The organism is Streptomyces sp. NPDC107517 (genome assembly GCF_055582645.1).
Genome location: NZ_JBVJPM010000002.1, coordinates 750,359 through 764,826, shown reverse-complemented (window position 1 = coordinate 764,826; position 14,468 = coordinate 750,359). Strand labels below are relative to the sequence as shown.

At 71.5% G+C, this 14,468-nt stretch carries 13 protein-coding genes; 8 read left to right on the top strand and 5 right to left on the bottom strand.

From position 1 onward, the window contains the following. The first annotated feature begins 177 nt into the window (after positions 1–177). Positions 178–987, top strand: coding sequence for an NAD-dependent epimerase/dehydratase family protein (locus tag ACZ67T_RS07220; protein ID WP_469982082.1), 810 nt, complete (start codon positions 178–180; stop codon positions 985–987). A gap of 9 nt (positions 988–996) precedes the next feature. Here ACZ67T_RS07220 and lysA read toward each other — a convergent pair whose 3' ends face one another. Together lysA and ACZ67T_RS07210 are read right to left on the bottom strand one after the other, a co-directional pair. Next, positions 997–2,337, bottom strand: a complete 1,341-nt coding sequence (gene lysA / locus ACZ67T_RS07215; RefSeq protein WP_469982080.1) for a diaminopimelate decarboxylase — start codon at positions 2,335–2,337, stop codon at positions 997–999. Positions 2,338–2,350: 13 nt separating this feature from the next. Beyond that, the gene (locus ACZ67T_RS07210) at positions 2,351–2,653 is read right to left on the bottom strand and encodes an SAV_915 family protein (RefSeq protein WP_469982078.1); all 303 of its coding nucleotides are present in this window, start codon (positions 2,651–2,653) and stop codon (positions 2,351–2,353) included. Between the two features lie 441 nt (positions 2,654–3,094). Between ACZ67T_RS07210 and ACZ67T_RS07205 the strand changes: the two genes are divergently transcribed. The 6 genes from ACZ67T_RS07205 (at position 3,095) to ACZ67T_RS07180 (ending at position 9,359) form a co-directional block, all read left to right on the top strand. After that, positions 3,095–3,856, top strand: a complete 762-nt coding sequence (locus ACZ67T_RS07205) for a DeoR/GlpR family DNA-binding transcription regulator (RefSeq protein WP_469982077.1) — start codon at positions 3,095–3,097, stop codon at positions 3,854–3,856. A gap of 96 nt (positions 3,857–3,952) precedes the next feature. Further along, complete coding sequence (locus ACZ67T_RS07200; protein ID WP_469982076.1) at positions 3,953–5,323, top strand: ABC transporter substrate-binding protein; 1,371 nt, start codon at positions 3,953–3,955, stop codon at positions 5,321–5,323. Further along, complete coding sequence (locus ACZ67T_RS07195) at positions 5,320–6,255, top strand: carbohydrate ABC transporter permease (RefSeq protein WP_469982074.1); 936 nt, start codon at positions 5,320–5,322, stop codon at positions 6,253–6,255. Before ACZ67T_RS07200 ends, ACZ67T_RS07195 begins: the two co-directional genes overlap by 4 nt. Then, positions 6,252–7,085: a carbohydrate ABC transporter permease gene (locus ACZ67T_RS07190; RefSeq protein ID WP_469982072.1), complete on the top strand. Its 834-nt coding sequence runs from the start codon at positions 6,252–6,254 to the stop codon at positions 7,083–7,085. Before ACZ67T_RS07195 ends, ACZ67T_RS07190 begins: the two co-directional genes overlap by 4 nt. After that, positions 7,082–8,071 (top strand): zinc-dependent alcohol dehydrogenase family protein, encoded by a 990-nt coding sequence (locus tag ACZ67T_RS07185; RefSeq protein WP_469982071.1) that lies wholly within the window; start codon positions 7,082–7,084, stop codon positions 8,069–8,071. Before ACZ67T_RS07190 ends, ACZ67T_RS07185 begins: the two co-directional genes overlap by 4 nt. Positions 8,072–8,144: 73 nt before the next feature. Further along, the gene (locus tag ACZ67T_RS07180) at positions 8,145–9,359 is read left to right on the top strand and encodes a TerD family protein (RefSeq protein WP_469982300.1); all 1,215 of its coding nucleotides are present in this window, start codon (positions 8,145–8,147) and stop codon (positions 9,357–9,359) included. A gap of 222 nt (positions 9,360–9,581) precedes the next feature. Here the strand turns inward: ACZ67T_RS07180 and ACZ67T_RS07175 are convergent, their stop codons facing one another. After that, the gene (locus ACZ67T_RS07175) at positions 9,582–9,809 is read right to left on the bottom strand and encodes a CarD family transcriptional regulator (RefSeq protein ID WP_453773324.1); all 228 of its coding nucleotides are present in this window, start codon (positions 9,807–9,809) and stop codon (positions 9,582–9,584) included. A gap of 372 nt (positions 9,810–10,181) precedes the next feature. On the opposite strand from ACZ67T_RS07175, the gene ACZ67T_RS07170 reads away from it, so the two are divergent. Then, complete coding sequence (locus ACZ67T_RS07170) at positions 10,182–11,066, top strand: serine/threonine-protein kinase (RefSeq protein ID WP_469982069.1); 885 nt, start codon at positions 10,182–10,184, stop codon at positions 11,064–11,066. A 104-nt stretch (positions 11,067–11,170) separates the two neighbouring features. Here ACZ67T_RS07170 and ACZ67T_RS07165 read toward each other — a convergent pair whose 3' ends face one another. Together ACZ67T_RS07165 and ACZ67T_RS07160 are read right to left on the bottom strand one after the other, a co-directional pair. Then, the gene (locus ACZ67T_RS07165) at positions 11,171–12,628 is read right to left on the bottom strand and encodes an alkaline phosphatase PhoX (RefSeq protein ID WP_469982068.1); all 1,458 of its coding nucleotides are present in this window, start codon (positions 12,626–12,628) and stop codon (positions 11,171–11,173) included. A 227-nt stretch (positions 12,629–12,855) separates the two neighbouring features. Next, complete coding sequence (locus tag ACZ67T_RS07160; RefSeq protein WP_469982067.1) at positions 12,856–14,298, bottom strand: hypothetical protein; 1,443 nt, start codon at positions 14,296–14,298, stop codon at positions 12,856–12,858. Between the last annotated feature and the right edge of the window lie 170 nt (positions 14,299–14,468).

Below are 14,468 nucleotides of genomic sequence, written 5' to 3'. Positions count from 1 at the left end.
GCTCACGCTAATCCGCCCCCGGGCGCGGGTCAAGCGCGCCAACTCGCATCCTGGCAGCGGATTTCGAGCCTCCGCGGGAGACTTGACTACCCACGGCGGCAATCTTTAGCGTGTCCACGGATGTGAATGCCGTGCATGAATGCGGCCATCTGGCTGACTAATCGAGGAGACTCCCGCATGCCCGCTCCCCGCACCGTCCTGCTCACCGGAGCCGCCGGCGGCCTCGGCACCCTGATGCGCGGGCTGCTTCCGGCCTACGGCTACGAGCTGCGCCTCCTCGACGCCCGCCCGATCGAGGGCGAGCCGGACGCGATCACGGCCGACCTCGCGGACCGGGACGCCCTGCGCGAGGCCGTGCGGGGCGTGGACGCGATCGTCCATCTCGCGGGCATCTCCCTGGAGTCCAGCTTCGACAAGATCCTCAAGGCGAACATCGAAGGGCTCTACAACCTCTACGAGGCCGCGCGCGAGGAAGGCGTGCGCCGCATCGTGTTCGCGTCGTCGAACCACGCGATCGGCTACACGCCCCGCCCCGCGGACGGCGACCCCCGCGTTCCCGTCGGCACGCCCCGCCGCCCCGACACCTACTACGGCCTGTCCAAGTCGTTCGGCGAGGACCTCGCGCAGTTCTACTGGGACAAGTTCGGCCAGGAGACCGTGTCCGTGCGCATCGGCTCGTGCTTCATGGAGCCGACGAACGTACGCATGATGTCGGTGTGGCTGAGCCCGGGCGACGGCGCGAGGCTCTTCGACGCGGCGATCAGGGCCGAGGGTGTCGGGCACACGGTCGTCTACGGCTCGTCCGACAACACGCGCGTCTGGTGGGACCTGTCCTCCGCGCGGGCACTCGGTTACGAGCCGCAGGACGACTCGGAGCAGTACGCCGAGAAGCTGATCGCCGAGTTCGGCGAGCTGGACCCGGCCAACCCCGACCACACGCGGATGGGCGGTCACTTCGTGACGAACCCGCCCATCTGGCCGTACTGAGGCGGTGGTTCAGAGTCCTGTGTCGCGGCTCATGAGGTCCTCGGCCGACTCGCGGCGCACCAGGAGCCTGGCGCGCCCGTCCGCCACGGCGACGACGGGCGGCCGTCCCACGAGGTTGTAGCCGGACGCCATCGACAGGTGGTAGGCACCCGCCACGGGTACGGCGAGGAGGTCTCCGGGCCGTACGTCGTCCGGCAGCGGCGCGTCCGAGGCGAGGACGTCGCCCGCCTCGCAGTGCCGGCCGACGACCGTGACGGGGCGCACGGCCGCCGTGGAGCGCCTGCCGACGAGACGGGGTACGTAGCGGACGCCGTAGAGCGCGGGCCGCGGGTTGTCGCTCATGCCGCCGTCGACGGCGACGAAGACATGGGCGCCGGTGCGCTTCACGGCGAGCACCCGGTACAGGGCGACACCCGCGCGGGCCACGACGGCCCGGCCCGGCTCGACGGCGAGGCGCGGCACGGGAAGGTCCGACTGGGCGCAGGCCTCGGCCAGTTCGCGGCGCACGCGGCGGGCGAGCTCCGGCACGTCGAGGGGGTGCTCGCCGGGCCGGTGGGCGACCGCGTGGCCGCCGCCGATGTCGAGCTCGGGCAGCGTGATCCCGTGCCGGTCCCGGATGCGGGCCATCAGGCCGACGAGGTGGCGCACGGCGACGACGTACGGCTTCACGGTGTCGATCTGCGAGCCGATGTGGCAGTGCAGTCCGGTCAGTTCGAGCCCCGGCTGCTCGACGAGGCGGGTCACGGCGTGCATCGCGGAGCCGTCCGCGATGGACAGGCCGAACTTCTGGTCGTCCGTCCCGGTGCGGATCGCGGCGTGCCCGCCCGCGGCGACGCCCGGCACGACGCGCGCCATGACGCGCTGCCGGCTGCCCCGGGGGACGCAGGCGGCCAGGCGGGCGATCTCGGAGGTCGAGTCGACGACGATGCGCCCCACGCCGTGCCGCAGGGCCGCGCGCAGGTCGTCGGGGCTCTTGGCGTTGCCGTGGAAGACGATCCGCTCGGGCGGCAGGCCGGCGATGACGGCGAGCTCCAGCTCGCCCGCCGAGCACACGTCGAGCCCGAGGCCCTCCTCGTGGACCCAGTGGACCATCGCGCGGCACAGGAAGGCCTTGGCCGCGTAGAGGACGTCGGCGCCGGGGAAGGCGCTGCGGTAGGCGCGGCAGCGTGCGCGCACGTCCGTCTCGTCGAGTACGTAGACGGGGGTGCCGAACTGCTCGGCCACGTCTCGGAGTTCGACTCCGGAGACGGTCGGGTCGCCGTGCGGGCCCCGGACGGTGGTCGCGGGCCAGACGGAGAGATCGTCGGGCGACTGCGCCGGGACGGCGGCGGTTACGGTCGTGACGGCCATGTGGACGGGCCTCTCAGCCACGCCGGCCCGCGTGTGCGGCTGCCGGGCGCGGGTCGACGGTGAGCTCGGTGACGCCCACCGGTCCCGTGAGGGCGCGCAGGGCGGGTTCGGCGAGCCTGATCCACGGCTGCCCGGGGCCGAGCACGTCGACGAGGAGGCGCTCGCTGGTGAAGCCGACGGCGGTGCGGCCGCCGCGCGCGGTGCGGAAGAGGCGGGTCGCGCAGGTCCCGGGTCCCGGCCGGACGGGGACGAACAGGGGTCCGGCCGGGGTGGGTTCGCAGGGTTCGGCGTCGTCGGCTTCGATGCGGTCGTTCATGTCTGCTCCTGGGGGTGACGAAGGAGTGCTGACGGAAGCGTGATGCCGCGAGCGTGCTCACGGAAGAGCGCTTCGGCAGTGACGTTATGCCCGTGGGCCCCCTCCGCGGCCCCGCCGATGACGCACTGTTGACGCCTTCCCGGCGCTCCTTGACGCAAAGCGAACGGGGCAGGCGGGCAGCGAACGGGCGGTCCCGGTCCCCCGAACGGGCATCGCCGTGCCCGCTTCCGCGTACCGCCCCAGGTCCGTGGCGGGCAGGTGCCGTCGCGAACGGGCACAGACGGGCAGCATCGGACCGGTAACGAACCTGGTCAGGGCCGCGGGCCCGCTGTACAAATTTTCCAGAGTCACCGCACGGGCCCGAACGGGCGGCGGACCCGGGCAGCGGGCAGGACCCCCGCCCGGACCGTACAGCCAGGACCGCACAGAGAGGTGCACAGCATGAGCGCGGAGGAACGCCAGCGGGAGATCGTGCGCGCCGCACGCCGCAGCGGTTCCGTCGACGTCACCGTGCTCGCGGCCGAACTCGGCGTCGCGAAGGAGACCGTGCGGCGCGACCTGCGGGCCCTGGAGGACCACGGCCTGGTGCGGCGCACGCACGGCGGCGCCTATCCCGTGGAGAGCGCGGGTTTCGAGACGACGCTCGCCTTCCGCACCACCATGCACGTCCCGGAGAAGCGCCGGATCGCCGCCGCGGCGGCCGAGCTGATCGGGGACGCGGAGACCGTCTTCGTCGACGAGGGGTTCACGCCCCAGCTCATCGCCGAGGCCCTGCCGCGGGACCGGCCGCTGACCGTGGTCACCGCGTCTCTGGCCACGGCGGGCGCACTCGCCGAGGCGGAGAACACGACGGTGCTGCTGCTCGGCGGCAGGGTGCGCTCCGGCACGCTGGCCACGGTCGACCACTGGACGACGAAGATGCTCGCCGGATTCGTGATCGACCTGGCGTTCATCGGCGCCAACGGCATCTCGCGCGAGCACGGCCTGACCACGCCCGACCCCGCGGTCAGCGAGGTGAAGGCGCAGGCCGTGCGGGCCTCCCGGCGCACCGTGTTCGCGGGTGTGCACACCAAGTTCGGGGCGGTCAGCTTCTGCAGGTTCGCGCCGGTCTCCTCGCTGGAGGCGATCGTGACCAGCACGCAGCTGCCCGCGTCCGAGGCTCACCGCTATGCGCTGCAGGGGCCCCAGGTCATCCGGGTCTGACGCCCCCGCCTGCGTACGCCGACGGGTTCCGCACACCCCGGCGTACCCCTTTCCTCCGCCTTTCTCCACCATTGCCTCATACGTTCAGGAGCATTCATGCGAACCCAGAGCCGACGGAGGCCGCGCGCGCTGTGCGCCGCGGCCGCCGCAGGGACGCTGCTCGCCCCGCTGCTCTCCGGCTGCTGGGCCGGGGCCGGCGGGACCGGCTCGGGCGGTGACTCCATCAATGTCCTGATGGTGAACAACCCGCAGATGACCGAGTTGCAGAAGCTGACCGCCGCGCACTTCACCAAGGAGACCGGCATCAAGGTCAACTTCACCGTCCTGCCGGAGAACGACGTCCGCGACAAGATCAGCCAGGACTTCGCCAACCAGGCGGGCCAGTACGACGTCGCGACGCTGAGCAACTACGAGATCCCCATCTACGCCCGCAACGGCTGGCTGCACGAGCTGGGTTCGTACGCGCGCAAGGACAGCGCGTACGACGAGCGGGACATCCTGAAGCCGATGCGCGAGTCGCTGACGGGGGACGACGGGAAGCTCTACGGCCAGCCGTTCTACGGCGAGTCGTCCTTCCTCATGTACCGCAAGGACGTCTTCGCGAGGAAGGGCCTGCGCATGCCCGCGCACCCCACCTGGCGGCAGGTCGCCGACCTCGCCGCGAAGGCGGACGGCGCCGAGCCCGGGATGAAGGGCATCTGCCTGCGCGGCCTGCCCGGCTGGGGCGAGCTCATGGCGCCGCTGACGACGGTGGTGAACACCTTCGGGGGCACCTGGTTCGACAAGAACTGGAAGGCGCAGCTCACCTCGCCCGGATTCGAGAGGGCGACCCGTTTCTACGTGGACCTCGTCCGTGAGCACGGCGAGTCCGGAGCGGCCCAGTCCGGCTACGCGGAGTGCCTCAACAACCTCACCCAGGGCAAGACGGCCATGTGGTACGACGCCACGGCCGCCGCCGGTTCGCTCGAATCGGCGAAGTCCCCGGTCAAGGGCAAGATCGGCTACGTGTCCGCGCCGGTCGAGAAGACGGAGAGCTCCGGCTGGCTCTACACCTGGGCCTGGGGCGTGCAGAACGCCTCGCGCAACCCCGACAAGGCGTGGAAGTTCGTCTCCTGGGCGTCGGGCAAGGGCTACGAGAACCTGGTCGGCAAGGAGATCGGCTGGTCGAACGTGCCGGCCGGCAAGCGCGCCTCGACGTACACCAACCCGGAGTACCGCAAGGAGGCCGCCGCCTTCCAGGACGTGACGCGCGCGGCCATCGAAGGGGCGCGCCCCCGCGACCCCGGCGTCCAGCCGCGGCCCGCGCCCGGCATCCAGTTCGTCGGCATCCCCGAGTTCACCGACCTCGGCACCAAGGTCTCGCAGGAGATCAGCGCGGCCATCGCCGGACGTCAGTCGGTCGGCACCGCCCTGAACAAGTCCCAGAAGCTCGCCGACGAGATCGCGAAGGAGTACGAGGGACGATGACCGCGACCACGACCGTTCCCGTCGCCCACGCGCGCGTGGGCACCGCCAAGTCCCCGGGCCGGCTGCGCGCCTGGGCCACCAGGGCCCCCCTCCTGCCCGCCCTCGTGTTCATGATCGTGGTGACCCAGCTGCCCTTCGTGGCGACGCTGGTGATCTCGTTCTTCGACTGGAACGCCCTGTATCCGGACGCCCGCCGCTTCACCTGGTTCGCCAACTACAGCGAGGTGCTCACCGACGCGGACCTGCGCAGGTCCGTCCTGACGACGATCCTGCTGACGGCGACCGTCGTCATCGTGAGCCTGGTCGTCGGGCTCGGCCTCGCGCTGCTCCTCGACCGGAAGTTCCGCGGCCGCGGCCTCGTGCGCACGCTCCTCATCGCGCCGTTCCTGCTGGTCCCCGTCGCCGCCGCGCTGCTGTGGAAGCACGTCCTGTACAACCCCGAGTACGGGCTCCTCAACGGCCTGCTGCACTACGTCGGCGGCCCCCAGCCCGACTGGATCTCCAACACCCCGCTGCTCGCCGTCGAGACGGCCCTGGTGTGGCAGTGGACTCCGTTCATGATGCTGATCTTGCTCGCGGGCCTGCAGTCGCGCTCCCCCGAACTGATCGAGGCGGCCCGGATGGACGGCGCGGGCAACTGGCAGGTCTTCCGGTATCTGACGCTGCCCCATCTGCGCCGCTACCTCGAACTGGGCGCCCTGCTCGGCTCGGTGTACATCGTGCAGAACTTCGACGCCGTCTTCACGATCACCTCGGGCGGCCTCGGCACCGCCAACCTGCCGTACACCGTCTACCAGAGCTTCTACCAGGCCCACGAGAACGGCCTCGCGTCGGCCGCCGGCGTCCTGGTCGTCATCGGCTCGATCATCATCGCGACGTTCGCGCTGCGCGTGGTGTCGTCGCTGTTCCGTGAGGAGGCGTCCCGCGCATGAATCTCCGCATCCCGCGCCTGAAAGGGCAGCTGGGGCTCGTCGCCTGGCTCACCGGCATCCTGTTCTTCCTGCCCATCGCCTGGATGGTGCTGACGTCCTTCCACTCGGAGGAGAGCGCCGCCACCAACCCGCCCTCGTTCGCGGCCTCCCTCACCCTCGACGGGTACCGCGACTTCTTCGGCACGGCGGGCGGCGCCAGCCCGTGGCCCGCGCTCGTCAACTCGACGGTGGCGTCACTCGCCTCGACCCTGTTCGTCCTGGTCCTGGCCCTGCCTGCCGCGTACGCGCTGTCGATCCGGCCCGTGAAGAAGTGGACCGACGTCCTGTTCTTCTTCCTGTCGACGAAGATGCTCCCCGTCGTGGCGGGCCTCCTGCCGATCTACCTGTTCGCCAAGAACGCCGGGATGCTCGACAACATCTGGCTCCTGGTCATCCTCTACACGTCGATGAACCTGCCGATCGCCGTGTGGATGATGCAGTCGTTCCTCGCCGAGGTGCCGATCGCGGTCATCGAGGCCGCGCGGATCGACGGGGCGCGCCTGCCGACCCTCCTCGCGCGTGTGGTGGCCCCCATCGCCATGCCGGGCATCGCCGCGACCGCGCTGATCTGCTTCATCTTCAGCTGGAACGAACTCCTCTTCGCGCGCGTGCTCAGCGGTGTCGTCGCCCAGACCGCGCCCGTCTTCCTGACCGGCTTCATCACGAGCCAGGGCCTGTTCCTGGCGAAGGTGTGCGCCGCGTCCCTCGTTGTCTCCCTGCCGGTACTCGCCGCGGGATTCGCCGCCCAGGACAAACTGGTCCAGGGCCTGTCGTTGGGAGCTGTGAAATGAAGGCCGCCGTCATCGAGTCCGCCGGCAAGGCAGTGGTCACCCAGGTCCCCGACCCCACGCCGGGGCCGCGTGACGTCGTCGTGGAGGTCGCGGCGTGCGGGCTGTGCGGCACCGATCTGCACATCCTCCAGGGCGAGTTCGCGCCGACGCTGCCGGTGGTGCCCGGTCATGAGTTCGCGGGCCTGGTCGTCGGCCTCGGGCGTGACGTGCGCGAGGTGTCGGTCGGCGACCGCGTCGCCGTCGACCCGTCGCTGTACTGCTACGAGTGCCGCTACTGCCGCTCGGGCCACAACAACCTGTGCGAGCGGTGGGCCGCGATCGGCGTCACCACCGCGGGCGGCGCCGCCCAGTACGCCGTCGCGCCCGTGGCCAACTGCGTACGCCTCCCCGACCACGTCCGCACCGAGGACGCGGCCCTCATCGAGCCCCTGTCGTGCGCCGTGCGCGGCTACGACGTGCTGAACTCGCGCCTCGGCGCCCATGTGCTGATCTACGGCTCCGGGACGATGGGCCTGATGATGCTGGAGCTCGCCAAGCGCACCGGCGCCGCCGGCGTCGATGTCGTGGACCTCAACGCGGACCGGCTCGCCACCGCCCGCACGCTGGGCGTGTCGGGGTCCGGGGCGAACGCGGACGAGCTCGACCGGCCGCAGGGCTGGGACGTCGTCATCGACGCGACGGGCAACGCGGGCGCGATCCAGGACGGTCTCGAACGCGTCGCGAAGGCGGGGACCTTCCTCCAGTTCGGCGTCGCGGACTACGCGACGCGCGTGTCCATCGACCCGTACCGGATCTACAACCAGGAGATCACCATCACCGGCTCGATGGCCGTCCTGCACAGCTACGAGCGGGCCGCCGAACTGTTCGCGGGCGGTGTCCTCGACCCGGACGTGTTCATCAGCGACCGGCTGCCGCTCGACGCGTATCCGCGGGCGCTCGACCAGTTCGCGTCCGGGGTGGGGCGCAAGATCGTGGTGGTGCCGTGAGCCATCGGTGCGAAGTCATCGGCAGGTAAGGGAACGGCAAAGCCGTATCGCTCGTTACCCCGGCATGACCGCTATGACCCCCGGCTCGAACATCCCGCTGTCCACCGCCCGCGTGGCGGTGGACGTCGCCGCCCCGGTGCGGCTCGACGTCTCGGGCCTGCTGCTCACCGCCGACGGCAAGGTGCGTTCCGACGACGACTTCATCTTCTACAACCAGCCCTCGGGCCCGGGCGTGACCTACCGCTCGGGCGGCGGCACGGCACCGGACGCGATCGTGGTGGACACGTCCGCCGTGCCGCCGGGCATCGAGAAGATCGTCGTCACCGCGAGCCCGGACGCGGCCGGCCAGACCTTCCAGGGCATCGAGCCCACGGCCACGATCAAGGGCGACGACGGCTCCGTGCTGGCCACGTTCACACCGCCGCGGCTCGGCACCGAGACGGCTCTCGTGATCATCGAGATCTACCTCCGTAACGGCGCGTGGAAGGCGCGCGCGGTGGGCCAGGGCTATGCGAACGGCCTGGCGGGCATCGCCACGGACTTCGGCGTGAGCGTCGAGGAGCCCGCGGCGCCGGCCCCGGCCCCCACGCCGGCGCAGCCCGTACAGGCCATGCCCGCGCCGACCACTCCCCCGGTCGACCCGCGTGTGGCACCGCCCGCGCCCACCGCAGCCCCGGCCGCCCCGCCCGCCGCTCCCGCTCCCGGCGCCGGGAAGATCAATCTGGACAAGGGCCGCGTCAGCCTCCAGAAGAACCAGACGGTGTCCCTGGTCAAGGGCGGACAGCCGCTGCTCTCGCAGGTCAAGATGGGCCTCGGATGGGAGCCCGCGTTCCGCGGCAAGGACATCGACCTGGACGCGTCGGTCATCGCCTTCGGCCCCCAGCGCAACCACGTGGACAGCTGCTACTTCGGCAAGCTCTCGATCGTGAACGGCGCGATCAAGCACTCCGGCGACAACCTCACGGGCGAGGGCGGCGGGGACGACGAGGTCATCGTCGTCGACCTGGGCCGGCTCCCGCAGGAGGTGACGGGCCTGGTGTTCACGGTGAACTCGTTCTCGGGCCAGAAGTTCACCGAGGTCGCCAAGGCGTACTGCCGGCTCATCGACGCGGCGACGGGCGAGGAGCTGGTCCGCTTCGACCTGACGAACGCGGAGGCGCAGACGGGCGTGATGATGGCGAAGCTGATCCGTCAGTTCTCCGGCGAGTGGGACATGACGGCCATGGGCGACTTCGTGAAGTCGCGGACGGTGCGTGGCATGGTCAAGCCGGCGGCACAGGCGCTCTGAGAACGGCCGGCGGCACAGGCGCGCCGAGGACGGCAGTCCCTCGCTCATGCGAGCGAGGGGTTGCCGCCGGGATCCGGGACGTCACGAGGGGTGACGGGCGGACACGACAGAGGCGGCCCGCGGCACGAAAATCCGTGCCGCAGACCGCCTCTTGGCGTCAGCCGCCGAAGCCGTGGACACGACCCCCGAATCCAGGGCGCCGGGTCCGAAGCGTCGGATACGTCAGAGCTTGGACAGCTTGGAGAACGGGCTCAGGAACCGGCCCTGCTGCCCGGCGAAGTCGATGAGCACGGCTTCTTCGCCCTCGACCCCGATGATCCTGCCGAGGCCGTACTGATCATGGGAAACGCGGTCGCCCACGGCGAACTGCTCTACCGGCGGAGCGGGCTTTGCCGGAACGTTGAAGGGGCTGCCCGGAAGGTGGCGGCGCGTACTGGGGGGCCTTGTCATTCAACGAGTATGCGCCCCGCGCACCCACGGACACTACGCCTACGTCCTCACACTTCGGTGACGATGTCCGTGACACACCCCTCTCGACCTGCGCTCACCTGCGCCTGAGCCCTCCGGCATGAGCTTTTGCAGCGACGCAGATCACTGGAACAACGCGCTGCAGGCGTTCAGGGCGGGCCGGCCGCCGAGGTGGGCGCGCTCCATGAACTGAGGTGTGAGATACCGATGCCGCTCGCGGGAACCCCCCGGTGCCCGCCCGGCGTCGCAGTGATCGTCGGCGGTACTCGGCGGCCCGGGTCTTCCGGGAGTCCCTGCCCGCCGGCGGCGAGCCGCGGTACCGCTGTTCGAAGCCGTACAGGAGGATGGCGTTCCATGGTGCGTCTCGCGGGTTACCGCCTCGTCAGTCAGCTCGGCGACGGCGGCACGGGGACCGCGCACCTCGCGCGCTCACCGGCGGGCCAGGTCGTGGTGGTCAGGACGGTGCGGGAGCCTCTCGCCGCCGAGCCGCTGTTCAGGGCGCGGTACCGGTGGGAGACCGAGGCGGCGCGGGCCGTGCGGGGGCCGTTCACCGCGGCCGTGCTCGACGCCGACCCCGAGGCGTCGGTGCCCTGGACCGCGGCGGAGTTCTGCGTGGGGCCCTCGCTGTCCGAGGCCGTGGCCGCGCTCGGCCTGCCGGACCCGGGTGCTCTCGCCGCGATCGGCGCCTCGCTCGCCGGGGCGCTCACGGCGATCCATGCGACGGGGCTCGTGCACGGCGATCTCAAGCCGGCGAACGTCGTCGTGACGGCCGCCGGGCCCAAGGTCATCGACTTCGGGGTCGCGAAGGCGGCGGTCCCGGGCGGCGGGACGCCCGGCATCGGCGAACCGGTCGGCTCCCCCGGGTTCATGGCGCCCGAGCAGATCACCCACGCCGTCCCGGCCGGCGCCCCCGCGGACGTGTTCGCGCTCGGCGCGCTGCTCGGCCTCTGCGCGACGGGCCGCAATCCGCACGGCGCGGGCAACGCCCCGCACGTCATCCACCGCACGCTGCACGAGGAGCCCGACCTGGTCGGGGTCCCGGACCAGGAGTGGGAGGCGTTCCTCGGCGGCTGCCTGGCCAAGTCCCCTTACGCCCGGCCGACGGTCCCCGAGGTCCTGGCCTGGTGCGTGGCCCGGGCGACCCCGTACCCCTGGTGGGAGCAGGAGGAGGTCGCGGCGCTCATCCACGTGCACGAGGAGTCGCTCGCGGAGAGGCTGTCGGCGGAGGAGCAGGACTGATCGGGGGACGACCGCGGCCGACGCGCACGGCAGGTGCGTGCGCGTCGGCCGGAGGTCGGGTGCCGGCCGGAGGTCAGCCGTCAGCCACTTCGGGTGGAGCGTGATCAGTTCGAGCGCTGGCGCTTCCACGGCCCCGTGATGGCGAGCATGATGCCCGGGGTCTGGATGTTCGCGTAGAGGGTCCGTCCGTCGGGCGAGAACGTGACGCCGGTGAACTCGCTGTACTCCGGCTCCTGTTCGGTGCCGATGTTCAGCTCGTTGCGCGCGATCGGGTACGTGCGTCCGCTGTCGGTCGCGCCGAACAGGTGCTGGATGCCGTTGCCGTCCTCGGCGATGACGAGGCCGCCGTACGGGGAGACCGTGATGTTGTCCGGGCCGTCGAAGGCGCCGTCCTTGGAGGGGTCCGCGTTCACACCGAGCAGGACCTTGAGCGTCAGGGTCCGGCGCTTGGGGTCGTAGAACCAGACCTGTCCGTCGTGCTGGACGGGGCTCTCCTCACGGGCGAACGAGGAGACGATGTACGTGCCGCCGTCGGCCCACCACATGCCTTCGAGCTTGCGGGCGCGGGTGACCTCGCCGGCGGCGAACTGCTTGCGCACGGAGACCGTCTTGGCGTCGCGGTCGGGCACGTCGATCCAGTCGACGCCGTAGACGGTGCCGATCTGCGTGGCGCGCGACAGGTCGTCGACGAAGCGGCCGCCGGAGTCGAAGCACTTGGTGGCCTGGAGGACGCCCGCGTCGTCGGCGAGCGTGCGCAGCTTGCCGCGGCCGTGGTGGAAGCCCTTCGGCGGGGTCCAGCGGTAGAGCAGGCCGTTGGGGCCGGCCGCGTCCTCGGTGAGGTAGGCGTGGCCGCGCTTGGGGTCGATCACGACGGCTTCGTGGGCGTACCGGCCGAAGGCCTTGATCGGCTTGGGCTCGCGATTCGCCCGCCTGTCCGCGGGGTCGACCTCGAAGACGTAGCCGTGGTCCTTGGTCATGCCGTTGGCGCCGGCCTTGTCCTCGGTCTCCTCGCAGGTCAGCCAGGTGTCCCAAGGAGTGCGCCCGCCGGCGCAGTTGGTGGCGGTGCCGGCGATGCCGACCCACTCGGCGACGTGTCCGTCGCGGCGGACCTCGACGACCGTGCAGCCACCGGCGGCGGCCGGGTCGTAGACGAGACCCTCGGCGAGCGGCACCGGGTACTTCGCCTTGGTGCGGGCGCCGCCGATCTCGTGGTTGTTGACGAGCAGCGTGGCGCCGCGGGGACCGTCGAAGGTGGCGGTGCCGTCGTGGTTCGACGGCGTCGACTCGCCCGACTCCAGCGTCGTCCTGCCCGTGTACGTGATGACGCGGTACGAGAATCCGGCGGGCAGCGCGAGCAGGCCCTCGGGGTCGTCCACGAGCGGGCCGTAGCCGACACCGTGGTGGTGGTCCTCGTGGCCCTCGGTGTGCGCGATGTCCTCGTACTCTCCTTCGGCCGCCAGCGCACCGGGAGCGGTGGCGAGCGCGCCGACGGTGCCGGCCAGGGCGATTCCCGCGCCGGTGGCGGCGGAGCGTCTCGTGAAGTCCCTGCGGGTGAGCGACATGGTGTCTCCTGTTACCGGGTGGCTGTGGCGGTGGAGCGGGCGCTGATGCCGTTTCGGCCACACGTTCCCCGTCATGCCTGAACGCGGGTTGAACTCCGTACGACGCCGGCAGAGCGAACACGTTCACGGTCGTCGGCGGGCCCGGTGTCGGGACGGGTGCGAAGGGCCGTACGCGAAAGGGGCGGAGCGCGTCCTCGCGCCCCGCCCCCGTCAGTGCCCCGCCGTCGTCATCCGCCCTGCGCGGACCGCGCCTTGAACGCCGCCTTGCGGGCCTCCTTGGCCACCTTCTTGTCGGGATGCAGGCGCCCCATCGCCTCCAGGACGTCCGCCGTCGCCGGGTGGTCCACCTTCCACGCCGCCGCGAAGAACCCGCGGTGCTGCGCCGCGAGCCCCTCGACCAGGCCCTGGAGCTCGTCGGAATTGCCCTCCAGGGCGAGCTGCGCCGCGATCGTGTCGACGGTGAGCCAGAAGATCAGGGACTCCGGCGGCGGAGGCACGTCGCTCGTCCCCTGCTCGGCGAGCCAGACCCGCGCGAGGCCGCCCAGCTCCGCGTCGTCGAGCACCTCCCTGAGCGCCGGCTCCGCCTCGCCGCCCACGAGGGACAGCGCCTGCTGGCAGCGCAGCCGCCGCAGCGGCGCCCCGGTGTCCGTACCGCGCGCCGCGGCCAGCAACTCCCGTGCCGCCACGAGCGGTTGGCGCCGTGCGAGCCACTGCTCGATCTCGGCCTGCGCGGCGGCCTGCGGGAACGACGACGTGCCGTCGAGCAGCGTGTCGGCGCCCTTGTCCACGAGGTCGCCGACGACGGGCGCGTCGAGGCCCGCGTCGATCATGCGCGCGCGGACGCCGTACAGCCCGAGCGGGGTGAGGCGCACCATGCCGTACCGCGTGACGTCCGAGTCGTCGAAGGCGTCGGGCTCGTCGACCCCCTCGCCGTCCCCGATCTCCGCCATCAGGGCCTCGTCGACCGGCTGGAACTCGACGAGCCCCACCGGGACGAGCAGCCGGAACTGGTCGTCCAGCTTCAGCATCGCGTCCGACACCTGCTCCAGGACGTCGTCCGTGGGTTCACCCATGTCGTCGGGCACGATCATCGACGCGGCGAGGGCGGGCAGCGGGACGGGTTCGTCGCCGGCGCCGCCCTCGGTGACGGTCAGGAGATAGAGGTTGCCGAGGACGCCTTCGAGGAACTCGGCCTCCGCGTCGGGGTCCCAGTCGAGCTGCGAGAAGTCGACCTCACCGGTCTCCTCCAGGACGTCGACGAGGTCGTCCAGGTCCGGGATGCTCGCGTCGGCGAGGGCGGTGTCCAGGGCGCCGAGCCAGAGGCCGAGGATGTCCTGCGGGCTGCCGGAGGCGACGACGGCGAGGTCCTCGCCCGCGGCGACGGTGCCCTCCTCCTCGTCCACGACCTCCACGAGCCCGGTGTCGACCGCGACCCGCCATGCCTCGCTGGCTTCGGCGGCCCCGTCGGCATCGGCGCCGAGCCCGAGTTCGAGCGCCGCGGCGGGCAGCTGTTCCTCGACGAGTTCGCCGCCCGCGCCGACCCGGGTCGCGGGTCCCGCCCAGCGGGCGAGCCGCACCGCGCGGGAGAGCAGCGGGGTGGCGAGGGCGTCGCGCGCGAGTTCCGCTTCGGGGCGCAGCCTCGCCGGCGGCAGGGGGGAGCTGTCTGACATCGCCTTGTTCTCCTCCGGACGTGTTGTGCGACCGCTCAGCCTAGACGGATTTGGCAGCATGCCGCCCGGTTCATGTACCCGTCAGAAACCGTACACCGGTGGAACCTTGACAACTCCCCTTGCTCCACAAGACATTTACGCGCGTAGAAGAGCGCGGAGCGGCCACTCGC